This window comes from Aminobacter sp. Piv2-1, from assembly GCF_037625995.1.
Taxonomy (GTDB): Bacteria; Pseudomonadota; Alphaproteobacteria; order Rhizobiales; family Rhizobiaceae; genus Aminobacter.
Genome location: NZ_JARKMU010000001.1, coordinates 165,322 through 183,945, shown reverse-complemented (window position 1 = coordinate 183,945; position 18,624 = coordinate 165,322). Strand labels below are relative to the sequence as shown.

At 65.4% G+C, this 18,624-nt stretch carries 18 protein-coding genes; 8 read left to right on the top strand and 10 right to left on the bottom strand.

What is annotated here, in order from left to right:
* Positions 1–12: 12 nt before the first annotated feature.
* The 5 genes from AmiPiv_RS00955 to tauA form a co-directional block, all read right to left on the bottom strand.
* Positions 13–1,413 carry an NAD(P)/FAD-dependent oxidoreductase gene (locus AmiPiv_RS00955; RefSeq protein WP_340035372.1) on the bottom strand — a complete coding sequence of 467 codons (1,401 nt, stop codon included), beginning with the start codon at positions 1,411–1,413 and terminating at the stop codon, positions 13–15.
* A gap of 24 nt (positions 1,414–1,437) precedes the next feature.
* Positions 1,438–1,818 carry a nuclear transport factor 2 family protein gene (locus AmiPiv_RS00950; protein WP_340035906.1) on the bottom strand — a complete coding sequence of 127 codons (381 nt, stop codon included), beginning with the start codon at positions 1,816–1,818 and terminating at the stop codon, positions 1,438–1,440.
* A gap of 152 nt (positions 1,819–1,970) precedes the next feature.
* Positions 1,971–2,798, bottom strand: a complete 828-nt coding sequence (locus tag AmiPiv_RS00945) for an ABC transporter permease subunit (RefSeq protein ID WP_340035371.1) — start codon at positions 2,796–2,798, stop codon at positions 1,971–1,973.
* Positions 2,791–3,603 carry a taurine ABC transporter ATP-binding protein gene (locus tag AmiPiv_RS00940; RefSeq protein ID WP_340035370.1) on the bottom strand — a complete coding sequence of 271 codons (813 nt, stop codon included), beginning with the start codon at positions 3,601–3,603 and terminating at the stop codon, positions 2,791–2,793. The genes AmiPiv_RS00945 and AmiPiv_RS00940 overlap by 8 nt, the downstream gene beginning before the upstream one ends.
* An 89-nt stretch (positions 3,604–3,692) precedes the next feature.
* Positions 3,693–4,712 (bottom strand): taurine ABC transporter substrate-binding protein, encoded by a 1,020-nt coding sequence (gene tauA / locus AmiPiv_RS00935; RefSeq protein WP_340035369.1) that lies wholly within the window; start codon positions 4,710–4,712, stop codon positions 3,693–3,695.
* A 155-nt stretch (positions 4,713–4,867) separates the two neighbouring features.
* Between tauA and pdxR the strand changes: the two genes are divergently transcribed.
* The gene (pdxR, locus tag AmiPiv_RS00930; RefSeq protein WP_340035368.1) at positions 4,868–6,358 is read left to right on the top strand and encodes a MocR-like pyridoxine biosynthesis transcription factor PdxR; all 1,491 of its coding nucleotides are present in this window, start codon (positions 4,868–4,870) and stop codon (positions 6,356–6,358) included.
* 23 nt (positions 6,359–6,381) lie between these two features.
* Here pdxR and AmiPiv_RS00925 read toward each other — a convergent pair whose 3' ends face one another.
* The 5 genes from AmiPiv_RS00925 to AmiPiv_RS00905 are packed head-to-tail and all read right to left on the bottom strand — an operon-like array spanning position 6,382 to position 11,412.
* A complete protein-coding gene (locus AmiPiv_RS00925) occupies positions 6,382–8,013 on the bottom strand; it encodes an alkaline phosphatase family protein (protein ID WP_340035367.1) in 1,632 nt (543 codons plus the stop codon).
* A 32-nt stretch (positions 8,014–8,045) separates the two neighbouring features.
* Positions 8,046–8,831, bottom strand: coding sequence for an ABC transporter permease (locus AmiPiv_RS00920; RefSeq protein ID WP_340035366.1), 786 nt, complete (start codon positions 8,829–8,831; stop codon positions 8,046–8,048).
* Positions 8,828–9,604 (bottom strand): ABC transporter permease, encoded by a 777-nt coding sequence (locus AmiPiv_RS00915; protein WP_340035365.1) that lies wholly within the window; start codon positions 9,602–9,604, stop codon positions 8,828–8,830. Before AmiPiv_RS00915 ends, AmiPiv_RS00920 begins: the two co-directional genes overlap by 4 nt.
* A gap of 28 nt (positions 9,605–9,632) precedes the next feature.
* Positions 9,633–10,598: an ABC transporter substrate-binding protein gene (locus AmiPiv_RS00910; protein WP_340035364.1), complete on the bottom strand. Its 966-nt coding sequence runs from the start codon at positions 10,596–10,598 to the stop codon at positions 9,633–9,635.
* Between the two features lie 22 nt (positions 10,599–10,620).
* A complete protein-coding gene (locus AmiPiv_RS00905; RefSeq protein ID WP_340035363.1) occupies positions 10,621–11,412 on the bottom strand; it encodes an ABC transporter ATP-binding protein in 792 nt (263 codons plus the stop codon).
* Between the two features lie 175 nt (positions 11,413–11,587).
* Between AmiPiv_RS00905 and AmiPiv_RS00900 the strand changes: the two genes are divergently transcribed.
* From AmiPiv_RS00900 to AmiPiv_RS00870, 7 genes are all read left to right on the top strand, one after another.
* Positions 11,588–12,535 (top strand): LysR family transcriptional regulator, encoded by a 948-nt coding sequence (locus tag AmiPiv_RS00900; protein ID WP_340035362.1) that lies wholly within the window; start codon positions 11,588–11,590, stop codon positions 12,533–12,535.
* Between the two features lie 233 nt (positions 12,536–12,768).
* Positions 12,769–14,040, top strand: a complete 1,272-nt coding sequence (locus AmiPiv_RS00895; RefSeq protein ID WP_340035361.1) for an ABC transporter substrate-binding protein — start codon at positions 12,769–12,771, stop codon at positions 14,038–14,040.
* A gap of 29 nt (positions 14,041–14,069) precedes the next feature.
* Positions 14,070–14,939 carry a sugar phosphate isomerase/epimerase family protein gene (locus tag AmiPiv_RS00890; RefSeq protein ID WP_340035360.1) on the top strand — a complete coding sequence of 290 codons (870 nt, stop codon included), beginning with the start codon at positions 14,070–14,072 and terminating at the stop codon, positions 14,937–14,939.
* Positions 14,936–15,721, top strand: a complete 786-nt coding sequence (locus AmiPiv_RS00885) for a 6-phosphogluconolactonase (protein ID WP_340035359.1) — start codon at positions 14,936–14,938, stop codon at positions 15,719–15,721. Before AmiPiv_RS00890 ends, AmiPiv_RS00885 begins: the two co-directional genes overlap by 4 nt.
* A gap of 1 nt (position 15,722) precedes the next feature.
* Positions 15,723–16,646: an ROK family protein gene (locus AmiPiv_RS00880; protein WP_340035358.1), complete on the top strand. Its 924-nt coding sequence runs from the start codon at positions 15,723–15,725 to the stop codon at positions 16,644–16,646.
* The gene (locus AmiPiv_RS00875) at positions 16,643–17,719 is read left to right on the top strand and encodes an ABC transporter ATP-binding protein (RefSeq protein ID WP_340035357.1); all 1,077 of its coding nucleotides are present in this window, start codon (positions 16,643–16,645) and stop codon (positions 17,717–17,719) included. Before AmiPiv_RS00880 ends, AmiPiv_RS00875 begins: the two co-directional genes overlap by 4 nt.
* A complete protein-coding gene (locus AmiPiv_RS00870; RefSeq protein WP_340035356.1) occupies positions 17,716–18,624 on the top strand; it encodes a carbohydrate ABC transporter permease in 909 nt (302 codons plus the stop codon). Before AmiPiv_RS00875 ends, AmiPiv_RS00870 begins: the two co-directional genes overlap by 4 nt.

The window sequence follows — 18,624 nt, the reverse complement described above, 5'->3', positions numbered from 1 at the left end:
GGCTCGGGAGGGCTAGAGAATTTCGTCCTTGAGGTAATACCAGCGGTACATGCCCCACTGGCCGAGGCGCCTGAACGGCGTGAGCAGGCCGTGGCTGGGCAGGGGCGAGGTGAAGATCGGCAGGTCGAGTGCTGGGCCCTTGCCTGCCACCATCTGGGCCATGCGGCGGCCGGCCTGGGCCGAATACATGACGCCGTTGCCGCCGTAGCCCATGGCGTAGAACAGCCGCTGCTTCGGGTCGGGCTGGAAGATGCGCGGCATCATGTCGTGGCTGACGTCGACCCAACCCCACCAGGAGTAGTCGACCTCGATGCCGCGCAGGATCGGGAACTTGCGGTACAGCCCGGCCAGCAGCAGGTCGAGATGCTTGGGATTGACCGCGTCGCGGCCGGTGATGGCGCTGCGGCTGCCGATCTGCACGCGGCCGTCGGGCAGCATGCGGTAGTAGTGGCGCAGCGTGCGCGTGTCGGTGAGCGGGATCAGCGCGTTGAAGTTCAGCGCCTCGCGCTCGCCCGGCGTGAGCGGGCGGGTGACGATCGAGTTGGACAGGATCGGCATCAGCCGGTGACGCGTCAGCTCGTGCAGGCCGGGCGAGGTGTAGCCGGCGGTGGCGATGCAGACCGCACGCGCCCTGACCGTGCCGCCGGGCGTCCTGAGGTGATGGACGCCGCCCTTGAGCTCGCTGCCGAGCACCGGGCTTGACGTATGCACCTTGGCGCCGAGCTTGCGCGCCAGCTTGAGATAGCCGAAGGCGAGCTTGGCGGCGTGGATGCCGATGCCGTCCGGCTCGTACATCGCGCCCTTGGCCTCGGCGTCACGGACGAAGTCGCTGTGCACCTCGTCGCGGCCGACCATGCGGGCGCGGTAGCCGAACACTTCGTTGAGCAGGCGCGTTTCCTTCTCCAGCGCCGGCAGCACCTTGTCGCGATGGGCGATGTAGAGGTGGCCGCCGTCCTGCGGGTCGCAGTCGATCTCCGGCTCGCGGATCAGGCCGCGGAACAGGTCGAAGGCCTCGGCGATCTCGGCGTGCATCTTCCTGGCGACGTCGACGCCCCAGCGCTCGATCCATTGCGAGCGCTTGAGCCGACCGGCCGAGATCTGGGCCTGGCCGCCATTGCGGGTCGAGCAGCCCCAGGCGACGCCGTTGGCCTCGAGCACGGTGGCCTTGATGCCGTGTTCCCTTGCCAGATGGATCGCGCAGGAAAGGCCCGTATAGCCCGAGCCGACGATCGCGACGTCGACGTCGATGTCCTGCGTGACCGGACCATCGTCCTCCGGCTCGGGGCCGGCCGTGGCGATCCAGTAGGTCGGCGCATAGTCCTTGCCGTCGCCCGGATTCGGCGCGTGGACCGGGTCGTAGGCCGGATCGAACGGCTTGCGCTGCGCCGACGGCCTGACAAGCTGATGTTCCATTTTCGCCTTTCCTCCCCTGACCGATCAGGCGCCTGCCGGAAGCAGCGGCCGGTTCTTGCGGAAGGCCTGCTTGAGCACGATCCTGCCGTCGCTCAGCGTGAACAGGTCGCAGCCTTCCGCTTCGATTCGGCTGCCATCGGCATTGGTGCCGGTGAACGTCCATTCCGAGACGGCGCGGTCGCCGTGGACGAAGTGGCCGTGATGGGTCCAGTGTGCATCGGGCATCGCCTTCCACACGCCGCTGAAGGCGTTGGCGATGGCCGCCGACCCTTCGAAGCGGACGCCGTAGACCTCCGGGCCGCCGACCGCGTTGAAGACGCAAGTTTCGGCGAAGAAGCTCATCACGCCGTCGATGTCGTGCCTGTTGAAGGCGTCGAACAGCTTGGCAAGGTCGTCGGCGGTCAGCGCCATGGTGTGGTCCTCGTATTTCCAGGGCGGCGCCGGGCATGGCTCCGCCGTTGCCGGACAGGCCGGCCGATTGATCTCGTTCGGTGGTTTGGGTTCCAGGCGGCGGCTTCAGCCGGGTGGCGACGTCGCCGGATGCATGAGCGCTGCCATCAGATCTTGCCCTTCCAGGGGATCAGAACCTTCTCCAGGTAACGGAGCAGCAGGTCGAAGGCGAAGGCGAAGACGCCGATGACGATGATGCCCATGATGACCGTGTCGCTGGCTAGGTATTCGGCGGCGTTGAGCACCATGAAGCCGAGACCCCGGTGGGCGGCCACCATCTCGGCGGCAACCAGCGTGGTCCAGCCGACGCCGATGCCGATGCGCATGCCGGTGAAGATTTCTGGCAGCGCGGCCTTGAGGATGACCTGGCTGATGACCTGGGCGCGGGTGGCGCCCATCGCATAGGCGGCGTGGATCTGCTCCGTCGACACCGAGCGTACGCCGGCGCGGGCGGCGATCGCCATCGGCGCGAAGATCGCGAGATAGATGAGGAAGACCTTGGGGAACTCGCCGATGCCGAGCCAGATGATGATCAGCGGCAGGTAGGCGAGCGGCGGCAGCGGCCGGTAGAACTCGATGATCGGGTCGAACAGGCCGCGGACGGTGCGGTTGACGCCCATCAGGATGCCCACGGGCACCGCGGTGACCAATGCGAGCACGAAGGCGCCGAGCACGCGGCCGAGGCTCGCCAGCGTGTGCTGGAGAAGCGTCGAGTTGGACACGCCCTCGGTCATGGCGACGATGAACTTGTCCCACACGGCGAGCGGCGAAGGCAGGAACAGCGGCCTGACCCAGCCCATCTCGGTGACCAGCAGCCACAGGCCGAACAGCACGAGCGCGGTGATCAGGCTGATGTGGCCGCTCATGCCGTCGCCGGGAGCGCCGTAGATCTTGCCGGGACGGACCGGCCTGGCCTTGGAGATGCGGTCAAGCATGGAGGAGTTCCGCGTTGCCGGACTGGCGCTCGTCGCCGTAGATGATGCCGAGGATTTGTTCGCGCATGTCGATGAAATCGCGGCTGGATTTGATTGCACGGGCGTTGCCCTCCTCGAGGAAGCGTCTATTGAAGTCGAGCTCGTAGGTGTGGGTGATGCGGCCGGGCCGCGGCGACATGACGATCAGCCGGGAGCCGAGGAACAGCGCCTCCTCGACGCTGTGGGTGATGAAGAAGAACATCTTGTTGGTGAGCTGCCAGACCTTGAGCAGAAGCTCCTGGATGGTCTCGCGGGTCAGCGCGTCGAGTGCGGCCATCGGCTCGTCCATCAGAAGCATCGCCGGATCGCAGGTCAGCGCCCTGGCGATGCCGACGCGCTGCTGCATGCCGCCCGACAGGTGGTAGATCATGTGGCGGTGGAAGTCCTGCAGGCCGACCAGCGCCAGGTTCTTCGTGGCGATCTCGCGGCGGGTCTGCTTGTCGATCCCGCGCAGCTTGAGGCCGAATTCGGTGTTGTCGATGACGTTGAGCCAGGGCAGCAGCGCATGTTTCTGGAACACGACGCCGCGGTCGGCGCCGGGGCCGACGACCTGGCGGCCGCCGAGCGTAATGTCGCCGTCGGTCGGCGCCATGAAGCCGGCCATGAGGTTGAGCAGGGTGGTCTTGCCGCAGCCCGAGGCGCCGAGGGCGACGACGAAATCGCCGCTCTTGATCTCGAGGTTCACGCCCTTGAGGGCGATGACAGCCTGGTCGGAGTAGAGCCCCGGATAGGTCAGGCTGACATTGCTGACGTTGAGGGTTTCCATCGCGTCGAGCCTTTCGAAGAATTGCCGTCCAATGTGATTGCGGGGGCGGCCGCCGGCGACGTGGTACCCACGCCGGCGGCCATCCGGGATCAGTCGGCCGCCTGCTTCGCGTAGGTCGCGTTGACGTAGGGCGCGTAGTCGTCGAGCGCCTTGTCGATCTGCTTCTGCGCGACGAGGAACTTGGCGCTTTCGCTCAGCGCCTTGATGGCGCCGCCGCCCAGCCAGGTATCCGACGCCTGTTCCGCCGCCGTCGGGAAGGACAGCAGGCCGAGCGCCTCGACAGTGCCCGCGCCATCGCCGCCGATCAGCCTGACGATACCCTGGACCTGCGGCGAGTCCGCCGTCCAGGCTGCCTTGTTCTTGTTGTAGTCGGCATATGACTCGGCCAGCACCTTGGTGAAGGCGGCCATGAACTTGGGGTTGTCGGCAGCCCACTTCTTGTCGGCGACGAGGCCGTCGAAGGTGGGCACGGAGGCGGCGCCGATGGTCTCGGAATCGGCGATCGTCTTGCCGTTCTTGAGCAGTTCGGTGAGTGCCGGCGGCCAGACATAGGCCGCGTCGATGTCGCCGCGCTGCCAGGCGGCGATGATCTGCGGCGGCTTCATGTTGAGGATGTTGACCTCGCGCGGATCGACCTTCCACACCTGTTCGAGGCCGACCAGCAGATGGAAGTGCGAGGTCGAGACGAACGGCACGCCGACATTCTTGCCCTTGAGGTCCTCGGGCTTCTCGATGCCGGAGCCGTTGCGGACGACCAGCGCCTCCGACTTGCCGATGTTGTCGAGGATCCAGAACAGTTCGAGGTCGACGCCGCGGGTGGCGGCGGCGGTGGTGCCGGTCGAGCCGATGACGCCGATGGGCACGTTGCCCGAGGCGAGCGCGGTGGAGATATCGCCGCCCGAGCTGAACTGTCGCCAGTCGATCTGGTAGCCGGCCTCCTTTGCGGCCGCATCGAAGCGCCCGTCGGCGATGGCCGTGACGAACGGCCCGACGATCTGCTGGTAGCCGACGACGACCGTCGTCTGGGCATAGGCGAGGCCTGCAGCGAACATACCGGCCGTTAACGATACGGCGCCTGCCAAGTGCTTGAAATGTTTCAAATGTATCATCGTTACCCTCTTTGTTTTGATAGCTGCCGGTTGTCCGGGAACTTGCCGGCTTTGGCGCCGATCTTGGTTCTGACTGATAGGGTTAAATGAGAGATCCCGATTGCCTTATATCCAGATTGGAAGTTGAATGATTCCAGTTCAACAGCCAGGCAGCCATGGCGCATCCAACTGTTTCGGAGACGGTCTTCTTCCTCGACACCGCGAGCCGGGTCGGCCTGCAGGCGCAGATTCGCGAGACGGTGGTTTCGGCCGTGCTCGCCGGCCGCATCCAGCCCGGGGCGCAGCTGCCGTCGACGCGCAAGCTCGCCGACTATCTCAACATTTCGCGGATCACGGTGACGCTCGCCTACCAGGAGCTGGCGTCGCAGGGTTACGTCGAGGCGGCGAGCCGCAGCGCCTACCGCGTTGCCGGCAACCCGCCGACGAATGCGCTCGCGGCCAATGCCCCGCAAGCGGGCGGCGACGCCATCGACTGGTCGACCAAGCTGCGGTCGAGCTTCATCGTCGCCAAGCAGATGCGCAAGCCGCTCGACTGGCGGCGCTATCCCTACCCGTTCCTCTACGGGCAGATGGATCCCTCGCTGTTCGACCTGACCGCCTGGCGCGACTGCGCCCGGCGGGCGCTCGCGCGTGAGGACTTCGAGCAGATGGCCGGCGACTTCGCCGCCGCCGACGACGTGCAGTTGGTCAACTACATCTGCTCGCGCACCCTGCCGAGCCGCGGCATCCGCGCCAATCCGGACGAAATCCTGGTGACCGTGGGCGCGCAGAACGCGCTGTGGATCGTCATCCAGCTGCTGTTGCGCCAAGGTGCGCATGCCGTCTGCGAGAACCCGTGCCATCCCGACATGAGCGCCTCGCTGATGCTGAGCGGGGCGCGGGTGACGGCGATCGACGTCGACAAGGAGGGCTTGCCGCCGGAGACGCTGCCGAAGGACGTCGATGCCGTGTTCGTCACGCCGAGCCATCATTCGCCGACCGGGGCGACGATGCCGATCGAGCGGCGGGCGCGCCTGCTCGAGGCGGCCGCCGAGCAGAATTTCATCATCGTCGAGGACGACTATGAGTTCGAGATGAGCTTCCTCGCCCCGCCCTCGCCGGCGCTGAAGGCCTTCGACCGCAGCGGCCGGGTGTTCTACATCGGCAGCTTCTCCAAGTCGCTGTTTCCCGGCTTGCGGCTCGGCTACCTGGTGGCGCCGGCGCCGGTGATCCGCGAGGCACGCGCCCTCAGGGCGCTGATGCTGCGGCATCCGCCCGGCCACCTGCAGCGCACCGCCGCCTATTTCCTGGCGCTCGGCCACCACGACGCGGTGCTGCACCGCATGCGCGGCGAATACCACAAGCGCCATGTCGTCATGGCCGAGGCGCTGAAGCGGGAGGGCCTCACCATCGCCGGGTCGTCGGCCTTCGGCGGTACCTCGTTCTGGGTCGAGGGGCCCAAGGGGCTCGACGCCGACCGGCTGATGAACGAGCTCAGGCAGGACGGCGTGCTGATCGAATCCGGCTCGCCCTTCTTCCCCGACGACGACGGTCCGTGCCGGTTCTTCCGCATGGGCTATTCGTCGATCCCGCGCAACAACATCGACGAGGGCGTGTCACGCACGGCCGCGCGCATGGCGAAGCTGATGAGCCAGGCGGGCGGTTGAGGACAATCCCTCGACGGCCGGCGTCAGGCGCGCTTGCGCGCGTCGAACGGCTCCTTGTTGAGCGCTTCGTATTCCGCCTCGTCCCAGACGCCGATGACGATGCCGCGCGGCTCGCGCCCCGACACCCCATCGATGACGTCGGGGGCCATGGTGATGCGGTTGTGGTGCTGTCGCGCCCAATGGAAAATCGCGTCGGCCATGCGCTGCCGAATATCGACGAAGCGCTCGTCCTCGCCGAGGTCCCGAAGCTCGGCCGGGTCGTCCTCCAGGTCGAACAGCATCGGGCGGAAGCCTTCGGCGTGGATGTATTTCCAGCGCTCGTCGCGGATCATGATCAGCCGCGCGTCCTTCTGGTCGTTGCCCAGGATCTGCCTGGCCTCCTGCAGCGCGTAGTCATATTCGGATATGGCGTAGCGCCGCCACCCGGCCGGTCGGCCAGCATCGTGCAGCAGCGGCTCGATGTTGCGGCCTTCCATGACATGCGGCTTGGCCTTGCCGCCGAAGCAGGACAGGAAGGTCGGCGCCAGGTCGATGCCCTCGACCAGTTCGTCGCGTACCAGGCCGCGCGTCGCGTCGGCCTCGCGGCGCGGGTCGTAGACGATCAGCGGCACCTTGACCGAAACGTCGTGGAACAGCTCCTTCTCGCCCATCCAGTGGTCGCCGAGATAGTCGCCGTGATCGGACGTCACGACGATCATGGTGTTGTCCATCAGGCCCTTGTTTTCCATGTAGGCGAACAGACGGCCGAGCTGGTCGTCGATCTGCTTGATCAGGCCCATATAGGCCGGGATGACGCGCTCGCGCACATCGTCGCGCGCAAAGGTGCGGCAGATGCGCGACTTGATGTAGGCGCCATAGACCGGGTGCGACGTCGCCTTTTCGGCCTCCGAGCGCACCGGCGCGATGACGTGTTCGGGCCCATACATGTCATGGTAGGGCGTCGGCACGATGTAGGGCCAGTGCGGCTTGATGAAGGAAAGATGGCAAAGCCACGGCTTGTCGCCGGCCTCCTCCATGAAGTTGATGGCGCGGCCCGTCATGTAGGGCGTTTCGGAGAGTTCTTCGGGGATGTTCGCCGGCAGGTTGGAATATTTCAGCAGCCAGCCCGAGAGGAGCTCGCCGTCGTCGCCCTTTCCGGAATTGGCGAAATCCTCCCAGGGATTTTCCGAGTCCAGGCCATTGGCGCGCAGGTGTTTGTCGTAATCCGGGTCCGGGTCATAAGCTCCATACGGATGCAGGCCGTCGTCGCGCTCGAACGGCTCGAACCCACATTCGGAGATCGACACCCCGATGGTCGAATCCGGGTCGATGCCCAGCCATTCCATGCCGCGCGTGTCGACCTTCATATGCGTCTTGCCGACGATGACCGGGCGCACGCCGATCTCGCGCAGATGGTCGCCCAGCGTCGGCTCGCCCACGCGCAGCGGAAATCCGTTCCAGGTCGAGCCATGCGAACGGCAATATCGCCCGGTGTAGGAGCTCATGCGCGACGGGCCGCAGATCGGCGACTGGACATAGGCGTTGGTGAAGCGCACACCGCGCCCGGCCAGCCTGTCGATGTTCGGCGTATCGAGGTGCGGATGGCCGTAACAGGACAGATAGTCCCAGCGCAGCTGGTCGGCCATGATCCACAAGACATTCATCGGCTTGGTCATATCGATGCCTTCTCAGTAAGAAGCGGTTCGGCTCACGCGGCGTTGCCGCCACCGGCCAGCGCCAGCCGCTCGTGGTGCCATGCCAGCAGCCGCCGCTCGACGAGGGCATAGATCCTGCTGATGGCCAGCCCGAGTGCCGCGATGACGACCAGCGCGGCCAGTCCGTCGGCGATCCTGAACAGCTGCTGGGCGCGCATGATGTAGGCGCCCAGTCCGTTGCTGGACAAAAGCAGCTCGGTCGAGACCGCGATCAACAGGCACAGCGCCAGGCTGATGCGCACGCCGGTCATCATGCGCGGCAGTTCGGAGGGGAAATCGACCAGCCACATGATCTCGAGGCGGTTCATGCCGAGCGCCCGCGCCGACTGGACCAGCTGGGGCTGCGTCGTACGCACGGCATCGAACGTGGTGATCAGGATCGGAAACAGGCAGCCATAGGCGATGACGGCGACCTTTGCTGCCGTGCCCGTGCCGGCGAAGATCATGGCGACCGGCGCGATGGCGATCGGCGGCAGTGGCCGCAACAGGTCGAAGGCCGGCATGGCGAGGTCGCCGAGCAGCTTGATCCGGCCGAAGGCGATGCCGAGCGGGATGCCTGCCAGCAACGCGATTGCCAGGCCTGCCAGGGCGCGTCCGAGGGTATAGGACGCCTCCGTCGCGAGCAGTCCGGCGTCGCGCCAGAGCGAGCCGATCACGGCGCCGACGGTGGGCATGTTGGGCGTGCCGTTCAGGCGGGCAAGCACTTCCCAGGCCAGGATCAGCGCTACCAGGAACAGCGCGCCGGGCACGTTGATGGAGCTGTTCTTGCTTGTGGTCATGACGATATCAGCTCGGTCTGCAGGGTGTGCCAGCTCACCAGCGGCTGCTTGAGCAAATGGAGTGCTGCGTTGAACAGGACGCCGAGGAAGCCGGCTGCCAGAAGCGTGGCGTACATCTCGGGAATGCGCAGCGAGAATGCGGTGTCGAAGAGCAGGAAGCCCAGGCCGCTGGAGCCTGCGATCATTTCGGTCGCGATGGTCGCCATCAGCGACAGGCCGAGGCCGACCCGGATTCCGGTGAAGATGGAGGGCAAGGCCGAAGGCAGCCGGACGTAAAAGAGCTGCCACCGGTCGCTTGCCCCGAAGCTGCGGGCGGTCATCAGCGGCAGGGGTTCGGTGCCGCCGAAGCCGGCAACGCAGGCCACATAAATCGGCCAGATCGCCGCGAACACGATGACTGCAAGGAACATCCGCTCGTTGAGGCCGAGCGCGAAGATCAGCAGCGGTGCCAGGGCCGGCGGCGGCAAGGTCCGGCAGATGTCGACGAAAGGCGCCAGCGCCTGGCGGATTTTCCGGGACATCGTCGCGGCAAGCCCGAGCAGGACGGCCAGCAAGGAGGCGATGGCCAGGCCCAGCGCAGCCCGCGCGAGCGTTGCGCCGGCGGCGGTCCACAATTCGCCCGATCGGGATAGGTCGACCAGCGCCCGGCCGATCTCACCGACAGTCGGGAACAGGTTCTGTGGCGCAAGTCCGGTGCGCGCGACCGCCTCCCACACGAGGGCGAAGATCGCTATGCCGAGAATGAACCGAAAGACTGGCCTGAGCGCTGACACGTCCGCAATCCCCAATGACCGGCTGGCGTCAGTAATTGACCGGAAAGACCAGGTCCGACGCCTTGACCGGACCGGCCAGCATGCCGGCTGCCGTCATCAGATCGATGAGGTTCTGGAAGTCCTTCTCGGCGACGGGACCGGGGCGGGTGTCGAGATTGATCCTGGCAGCGGCCGCGATCTCCGGCTTCACGCCAAGCTGCTTTTCCATCAACGCGGCCATGATGGACGGGTCCTTCATGATGTCGCCGTTCGACTTGGCGACGGCCTTGGCGAACTTGGTAGCGGCATCGGTGTTCGCCTTCAGCCATTCGTCGGTGGCGAAGAAGCCGTCCATCAAACCGAAATAGTCGTCCTTCATGTCCGGCATGGTGCCGGGCACGAGTACCTGGGCCTTGATCTCGGGCGAAAGGCGCGAAGCCGAGTAGAAGGGTTCGAGCACGCAGCCGGCGTCGGCATTGCCCAGTTGCAGGGCAGCCGGAATCTGCGGGAACGGCAGCACCAGCGGCTTGACGTCCTCCCAGGCGAGACCCGCGGCCTTCAGGTTGGTGCGCACGACGAGCTCGCACTGGCCGCCCGCCGCATTGATCGCGATCGTCTTGCCCTTGAGGTCGGCGATCTTGATGGTGCCGGCGCGTTCGGGTGCGATCAGCCAGACGCTGTTGCCGGTCTTGGTTTCAAGCGCGAGATTGGAGAAGAACTTGATCGGCTGGTTGTTGGCGCGTGCGCTGACCACCGCAACCGCCGCCGCAAAGCCGATGTCGGCCGATCCGCTGACCACCGCCGAGGCAACCGCCGGCCCGTTGTTGAGGGTCGAGACCTCGACGTTGAGGCCCTCATCCTTGAAGTAACCTGCGTCGATGGCGTGCTGCAGGGAAAGCACATTGGCCGTCTTGAGCACCGCGACCTTCAGGTCCGCAGCGGCGGTGGCGCCCGCCGCACCCAGCAATGCAAGGCAGGACACGATCGCCGCCTTCGAAACCGTACCGAACTTCATGCTTTCCTCCCTCTTTGGTCCATCAGGACTTATTGTGTGCGTCGCGCATCAGCGTCATGACGTGATGGCGTATCTTCAGGAACTCCCGCATTTCGCGCGTCTCGATCTGGTCGCGCGGTTTCGGGAGACCGAGGACGATCTCCTCGCGCACCCGGGTGGGACGCTTGGTGAGCACGACCAGCTTGTCGGCCATGTAGATCGCCTCCTCGACGTCATGAGTGACGAGCAAGCAGGCCTGATGGCGTTCGCGCGCCAGCGACAGGATCAGGTCCTGGATCTCCGAGCGGGTCTGGGCATCGACTGCAGCGAGCGGTTCATCGAGAAGGAGAAGGCGGGGATTGGCCGCGAGCGCCCGGGCGATCGCCACACGCTGCTGCATGCCGCCGGAGAGCTGCCAGGGATAGCGCTGCTCGAAACCGGCCAGGCCGACCTTGGCCAGCAGGGCGGCGGCGGATTCACGCTTGGCGGTGGCGGAACTCACCCGGTCGCGGTGCATGCCGAGAACGACATTGTCGATATTGCGCCGCCAGGGAAAGAGCGAGCGGCTGTAATCCTGAAAGACGATGGCCAGGCCTTCGGGCGGCGCGTCATGGGTGCGGCCATCGAAAATGACCTGACCCTGATCGGGCTGGCTGAGATAGGAGAGGACGGTCAGAAGCGTGGTCTTGCCGCAGCCGGACGGGCCGATGACCGAGACGAACTCGCCGGCTCCGATCGACAGCTCGATACCGTCGAGGACAGGCACGGCATCGCCATAGGCTTTGCGAACTCCGGTAACGGACAGGACCGTTCCGGCGACTGCGGGGCTTTGCATCAGCACGCTTTCCTCCCAGGCGGGTCGGCCGACGGTCCGGTTCCTCCCGGTAGTGGCGGCACCCATCGACCTGCAAGCATCAACCTCCGGGATGCCGCATGTCGTTGAGGGGACGATAGACTGGAAATTCGATGCGCAAAAATGATATTATCGCATCTCATCATGTCGGATAGTTATGCAAATAGATCCCCGTAGCCTCATCCAGCTTGCCGAGATCGTTGAGCAGCAGTCGTTCTCGCTCGCGGCCAAGAATCTCGGCACGACACAGCCGGCCTTGTCGAAGGCGGTGGCAATGCTTGAGAAACGACTGGGCACCGAATTGCTGGCCCAGCGCCGGCGGCCGGTGCTTCCGACCGAGCTCGGTCGCCAATTGGCTGAATCGGGCCAGCTGATCCGCGCTGCACTTGCCAACGCGGCCAGGCTGGCCGCCGACAAAGCCAGCGGGGCCGCCGGCCATCTGCGCATCGGCGCACCCCCCTTCATCTGCGACAGCCTGTTTCCGCAGATTGTGACCAGCTTCCGCAAGCAGTATCCGGGCGTCAGCTTCGACATCACGCCGGCCTATTCGACCGAGATGCGCTATCTCGTCCAACAGAACCGCATCGACATCGCCTTCGGCCCGATCCATTTGAGCCAGGACCGGTTCAACCTGGCGACGAGCGGGCTGGTGATGCTGAGCCACGCCATAGTCTGTCGCGCAGGGCATCCGTTCCTCGGCCTCGATCGCGTGACGGTGCGGGATCTCGAACAGGCGGAATGGGTGAGCCACGCCAAGGAGAGCACCCTGCACTCGGTCATGCGCGATTGCCTGAGTTCCGCACAGGTGACGCAAATCCGCCCGGTCGTGAGCAGTGGCGCATCCGGCGCGATCCTCAGCCTGCTGCACGACACCGACAGCCTGACCGTCCTGCCGATCTTCTCCGTGGTCGAGCAACTGGAAAGGGGCGAGCTCAGGCTCCTGCCTTTCGACGCGCCGACGGTGGACATCATGCTCGGGGCGATCACTCACCGGACGCTCGAGCACGATCCGCTGATCGGCCGCTTCCGGCAGCATGTCTCGACCCACATCGGCGACATGGAGGCTCGCGCGCGGCAGATCCATGCAAGCCTGATGCTTGCCTGATTGCCCGGGAGGGGCATTGCAGGGGTGCCCCGAGCCTCGGACGCCGAGTCCGTTGCACCCTGCCGGCATCGCGCAACAGCGAGCCATTCCATCCTTCGGAACATACATTCCGATATATCCAATAGCGGAACATTCTTTCGATTCGACCCTTTACAAGTCGGCGGCGATGACAGATAACAGACCGACCAGACGGTTTGTTATTTACTCATCCCGGCTGGATGGGAGGAGAAAACATGATCAATCTGAGGTCAGTTTACGTTGCTGCGCTGGGTGCAAGCTGCGCAGTGTTTGCCTTCGGCGCCCAGGCTGCCGAGGTTTCGCTTTTCTGCTCGTCGTCGGGCGTCGAGCTGGAGCTTTGCCAGTCCGCCGCCGAAGCCTGGGCGAAGGAGACGGGCAACACCGTCAAGATCAACAAGATGCCGGCTAACTGGGGCGACGCCCTGCCGATCTACCAACAGCTGCTGGCCAGCAAGTCGAGCGACGCCGACGTGCTCTCGCTGGACAACATCTGGGTCGGAGCGCTCGCGCCGCACCTCGTCAACCTCAAGGACAAGGTGCCCGCCGAGGAGATCGATGCGCATTTCAAGTCGGCGCTCGCCGACGCCACCGTCAACGACCAGTTGCTGGCCATGCCGTGGTACATCGATGCAGGGCTGATGTTCTACCGCAAGGACCTGCTCGAAAAGTACGGCAAGCCGGTGCCGACGACTTGGCAGGAACTGACCGACACGGCAGCCTTCATCCAGGACAAGGAGCGCGCCGGCGGCAAGGCCGACATGTGGGGCCACGTATGGCAGGGCCGCGCCTACGAGGGCCTGACCTGCGACGCACTCGAATGGGTCGCCTCCAACGGCGGCGGCACCTTCGTCGATGCCAAGGGCGATATCACCGCAAACAATCCGAACGCCGCAGCAGCGCTCACCCTGGCGCGCTCGTGGATCGGCAAGATCAGCCCGGAAGGCGTGCTGAACTACGACGAGGAAGGCGCGCGCGGCGTCTTCGAGACCGGCAACTCGGTGTTCATGCGCAACTGGAGCTATGCCTGGGGCACCTCGCAGGCCGACAATTCGCCGCTCAAGGGCAAGGTCGGCGTTACGGCGCTGCCGGTAGGCAAGGCCGGCGAGAAGTCGAGCGGCTGCTATGGCGCAGGCCTGCTCGGCGTATCCAAATATTCAAAGGACGTCGATGCCGCCGTCAGCCTGGTGCGCTACCTGACCGGTGCCAAGGAGCAGAAGCGCCGCGCCATGTCGGCCTACAGCCCGACGATCGAGGCGCTCTATTCGGATCCGGAGATCCTGAAGTCCTATTCGTTCCTGACCGACGTGAGCAAGGCCTATGCCGACAGCGCCTCGCGGCCTTCGCAGGCGACCGGCGGCTCTTACAACCGCGTGTCGCAGCGCATCTTCAACGGCGTGCACAACGTGCTGAGCGGCAAGGAAACCGCCGAGGACTCGCTCGCCAAGATCGCCGCCGACCTCGAACGGCTGAAAAAGCGCGGATGGTAGTCCGCGCCTCTCAAACGGGTTGAATCTCGATGGACATTGCAATCGCACCCTGCTGCTGGGGCGTCTACTGGCCGACCGGTAATACCGTCGGCTGGACGGACTATCTCGACCGCATCCACGCGGCAGGCTATCGCCACACCGAGCTTGGCCCCTACGGCTACTTCTCCACCAGCCCCGTGACGGTGCAGTCGGAGCTCGGCGCGCGCGGACTGTCGCTGTTGGCAGCCGCACACGTACATACCTTGGCGGACGCTTCCTCCTGGCCCGTGCTGGAGGCCAAGACGCACACCATCTGCACGCTGCTCGAGGCCTGCGGCGGCACGCATTTTATCCTGATGGATGAATCCGAGTTCTATCCGAAGGACAAGATGGGCGTTGTCGATGCCGCCGGCTGGCGCGCGCTCGTCGACCAGACCGACCGCGCCGCAGCCATCGCAAAGTCCTATGGACTGGCCTTCGGCTTCCACCAGCATGTGGGTACCGCCGTCGAACTGGAAAGTCAGATCGAAAGGTTACTCGCCGAAACCGACCCCGACAGGGTTGGCCTGTGCCTGGACACGGGCCATCATGCCTACTGGAACGCCGATCCGATCGCGTTCTACGAGCGGCATGCGGGGCGCATCAATTCGGTTCATCTGAAGAATGTCGACGCCACTGTGCGCAGCCGCGTGCACGCCGACAACATCCACAGCGACCGCGCCTTCGAACTCGGCGTCATGACCGACCTCGACCGCGGTGCGGTCGACATCGCGGCATTCATGGCCGCGCTGCGGCGCCACGGATATTCGGGGCCTCTGGTCGTCGAGCAGGATCTGGCGCCTGAACATCCCGACACGCCGGAGGCGATCGCCGTGCGCAACTTCCGTTTCGTTTCCGAACTGATGCGTGACCAAGCGTGAACATCCACATCCACCCTACCCCGCAGAACATCGGCGCATCGCTCGGCGCGCGCATCCGGGAAGGCATAAGCGCTGCAAATGCCGCCGGTCTCCCCTATATGCTGGGCTGCCCCGGCGGCCGGAGCCCGATGCCCGTCTATGAGGCCCTCGCCGCGGCTTTGGCGGCGCAGCCCGTCGATTGCTCGCTCCTTATCGTCGCGATGATGGACGAGTACCTGTTGTCCGACCGGGACGGCCGGCTGTCGCCGCCGCCTACGGCGGCGCATTACTCCTGCCGCGGTTTTGGCGAGCGCCACATCGTGGGTCGCCTCAACGCCGTCCTGCCCGAGGCTTTCCGGGTTCAGCCCCACAATTTCTGGGTGCCGAACTCGACTGATCCCGACGCCTATGACGACCGCATCGCCTCCCAAGGCGGCATCGACCTTTTCCTGCTCGCCTCGGGCGCCGGCGACGGCCATATCGCCTTCAACCCGCCGGGCTCGCCACGCCAGAGCCGCACCCGCATCGTCGAGCTCGCCGAGCAGACGCGGCGCGACAACCTCGCAACCTTTCCCGATTTCAGCTCCCTGGACGAAGTGCCCGGGCATGGCCTGACCATCGGCATAGGCTCCATCGCGAAGCTCTCGGAGTCGGTTGCGATGATCGTGTGGGGAGCAGGCAAGCGCGAGGCGTTCCGCCGCATAGCGACGGCGGCCGCCTACAATCCGGCTTGGCCCGCCACCATCGCCTGCGAATGCCGCAATGCCGAACTGCATGCCGACAAGGCTGCCGCAGGTGAATGACATGGCAACGGCGGGCGCATTTGCAATCGGCATCGACGTTGGCGGCACCAAGACCAAGGCCTGCCTGGTACGGGTCGACGATGGCGCGGTGATCACCGAGCGCACCGAGCCGACGCCTTGCGCGGCAGGTGGAGCCGCCGTGCTCGACCTCGTCCGGGCCCTCGCGAGCGAGATACAGGTGGAAGCACTGTCGAGCGTCGGCCCGGTGCGCGGCCTGGGCGTCTGCCTGCCGGAACTGGTGACGCGTTCCGGGGAGCCCGCATCGAGCTGGAACTTCGACTGGCGCGGCCTGGATTTCCGCACGCCACTATCGACGGTGGCCCCGGTGTACCTCGAAAGCGACGTCAGGGCGGCCGCCTTCGCGGAAGGCTGGATCGGCGCCGGCAAGGGCGCGGACGTGTTCGTCTACGTCACCCTGTCCACCGGTCTTTCGCACACGCTCGTGCTCGAAGGCCGGCCCTACGCGGGAGCACGCGGCTTCGCCATCCATTTCTCGGGCAGCGACCTGGTCGCCTACGATGCCGCGGGCGTGGAAGTCCGCCAGAACCTGGAGCTCTTCGCCAGCGGCAAGGCGCTTGGCGAACGCTACGGCGAGCTGATCGGAGCGCCGGCCACCGCCCGGCAGCTATTCAATGCCGAAGTGACCGACCCGCGCGCCGCAAAAATGGTGGACCAGGCGCTCAATACCACTGCATCCTATCTCGGCCAGTTGATCAACACGCTCGATCCGGAGCGCCTCGTCCTCGGCGGCGGCATCGGCGGCGAGCCGGCGATCAATCGCCGGCTTGCCGCGCGGACGCGCGAGTTCATCTGGGCCGAGTCGGTGCGCAACCTGCCGATCGTGGCGAGCACCCTCGGCGACAATGGCTGCGCCATCGGGGTCGCGGCGCTCGCGAGCAAGCTTCGGAACGAGGTCGTTCGATGAACAGATTCGAGCTCAAGCAGGTGGTGAAGCGATTTGGTGCCATCACTGCCGTCAATGGCGTCGACCTTGCGGTCGCCGAGGGCGAGTTCGTCGTCTTCGTCGGCCCGTCGGGCTGCGGCAAATCCACCCTGTTGCGGCTGATCGCCGGACTGGAGGAGATTTCCGACGGCGAGATGCAAATCGACGGCAGGAGGATGAACGAGACGCCGCCCGCCAGGCGCGGCATCGCGATGGTCTTCCAATCCTATGCGCTCTACCCGCACATGAACGTCGAGCGCAATCTCGGCTTTGCGCTCGAAACCGCGGGAATGCCCCGGACGGAGGTCGCTGCCCGTGTCGGCAAGGCCGCAGGCTTCCTGAAGATCGAACATCTCCTGGACCGGCGACCCGCACAGCTTTCGGGCGGCCAGCAGCAGCGCGTCGCGATCGGCCGCGCCCTCGTGCGCGAACAGAGGCTGTTCCTGTTCGACGAGCCGTTGTCCAATCTCGACGCGGATCTGCGCATGGAGATGCGTGTCGAGATCGCACGCATCCACCGCGAACTGGGTGCGACGACGATCTACGTGACGCACGACCAGCTCGAGGCCATGACACTGGCCGACCGCATCGTCGTGCTCAAGGACGGCAAGATAGTCCAGACCGGCGCGCCGATGGAACTGTACGAGCGGCCGGTCAATCGCTTCGTCGCCGGCTTCATCGGTGCGCCGCGCATGAATTTCCTGCCGGCAAGGATCGAGGCCGCCGAAGCGGGCCCCCGCCTCACCATCCTCGACCGGAGCCACGCGCTGCCTGCCCTCGCCTATCGGGGCGAAGCCACCCTGGGCGTACGCCCGGAGCATGTCAGGCTGGGCGGCGGCGAAGTCACGCTGACCGGCCACGCGCAGGCCGTAGAACCGCTGGGCGGCGAGGCGCTCATCCACGTTCGGCTGGCAAACCAGCAACTGATCGTGGTCAAGTCGCAAGGCAGGCCCGCGGTCAAGGCCGAGGATCCTGTCACTGTCGGCTGGAGCAGCGCCGATGCCTACCTGTTCGATGACGCGGGCGATGCCATTCCGATCGGAGCGGCGTCGTGAGGGCCGCGTTCCGTCCGGCCAGCCTGGGCACCCTGCGGGCACGCAGCGCCTGGCTCTTCCTGGCTCCAAGCCTGATCGTGCTCACTGCGGTGGCGCTGTGGCCACTGGCCCGGACCTTCTTCTTTTCCTTCACCGATGCGGAGCTCACGCAGCCCGACATCTATGAACTTGTCGGCTTCGACAACTACCGGACACTGTTCGAGGATCCGCTTTGGTGGAAATCATTCAGCAACACGCTGGTCTTTGCCGCGGTTTCGGTCTCCATCGAAACGGTGCTCGGCCTGGCGATCGCACTTCTGCTCAATTCGCACATCAAGGGACGCGGGGCGATGCGCGCCATCATCCTGATCCCCTGGTCCATTCCAGTCGTCGTCAGCGCGCGGATGTGGCAGTGGATGCTGCACGACCAGTTCGGCATCATCAACCATTTGCTGAAAGGGCTCGGCCTGATCGACACCGGCATCGCCTGGACGGCCGACACCAACCTGGTGATGCCCGTGATCATCGCCGTCGACATCTGGATCACCACGCCTTTCATGGTGCTGCTCATTCTTGCCGGCCTGCAGATGCTGCCACGCAGCATCTATGAAGCGGCCGCCATCGACGGCGTGCCCGCCTGGCGGCAGTTCACGTCGATCACACTGCCGCTGTTGGGACCGAGCATCGCCGTGGCCGTGCTGTTCCGCCTGCTGGATGCCCTGCGCATGTTCGACCTCAGCTACGTGCTGTCATCCAACAGCGACGACACCAAGACAGTGTCGATCTACGCTCGCGAGATTCTTGTCAATTTCCAGGACATGGGCGTCGGCTCGGCCGCAAGCACCGCCATCTTCCTGATGATCGCAATCGTGACCGCCATCTACGTCACGCTGTTCCGCCTCAACCGCCGCCTGCTGGGAGCGTGA

Coding starts and splice junctions, on each gene's coding strand:
- AmiPiv_RS00875 (WP_340035357.1), top strand. CDS start 16,643: ATGAACAGATTCGAGCTCAAGCAGGTGGTGAAGCGATTTGGTGCCATC.
- AmiPiv_RS00910 (WP_340035364.1), bottom strand. CDS start 10,598: ATGAAGTTCGGTACGGTTTCGAAGGCGGCGATCGTGTCCTGCCTTGCA.
- AmiPiv_RS00955 (WP_340035372.1), bottom strand. CDS start 1,413: ATGGAACATCAGCTTGTCAGGCCGTCGGCGCAGCGCAAGCCGTTCGAT.
- AmiPiv_RS00900 (WP_340035362.1), top strand. CDS start 11,588: ATGCAAATAGATCCCCGTAGCCTCATCCAGCTTGCCGAGATCGTTGAG.
- AmiPiv_RS00905 (WP_340035363.1), bottom strand. CDS start 11,412: ATGCAAAGCCCCGCAGTCGCCGGAACGGTCCTGTCCGTTACCGGAGTT.
- AmiPiv_RS00890 (WP_340035360.1), top strand. CDS start 14,070: ATGGACATTGCAATCGCACCCTGCTGCTGGGGCGTCTACTGGCCGACC.
- tauA (WP_340035369.1), bottom strand. CDS start 4,712: ATGATACATTTGAAACATTTCAAGCACTTGGCAGGCGCCGTATCGTTA.
- AmiPiv_RS00940 (WP_340035370.1), bottom strand. CDS start 3,603: ATGGAAACCCTCAACGTCAGCAATGTCAGCCTGACCTATCCGGGGCTC.
- AmiPiv_RS00945 (WP_340035371.1), bottom strand. CDS start 2,798: ATGCTTGACCGCATCTCCAAGGCCAGGCCGGTCCGTCCCGGCAAGATC.
- pdxR (WP_340035368.1), top strand. CDS start 4,868: ATGGCGCATCCAACTGTTTCGGAGACGGTCTTCTTCCTCGACACCGCG.
- AmiPiv_RS00895 (WP_340035361.1), top strand. CDS start 12,769: ATGATCAATCTGAGGTCAGTTTACGTTGCTGCGCTGGGTGCAAGCTGC.
- AmiPiv_RS00880 (WP_340035358.1), top strand. CDS start 15,723: ATGGCAACGGCGGGCGCATTTGCAATCGGCATCGACGTTGGCGGCACC.
- AmiPiv_RS00925 (WP_340035367.1), bottom strand. CDS start 8,013: ATGACCAAGCCGATGAATGTCTTGTGGATCATGGCCGACCAGCTGCGC.
- AmiPiv_RS00920 (WP_340035366.1), bottom strand. CDS start 8,831: ATGACCACAAGCAAGAACAGCTCCATCAACGTGCCCGGCGCGCTGTTC.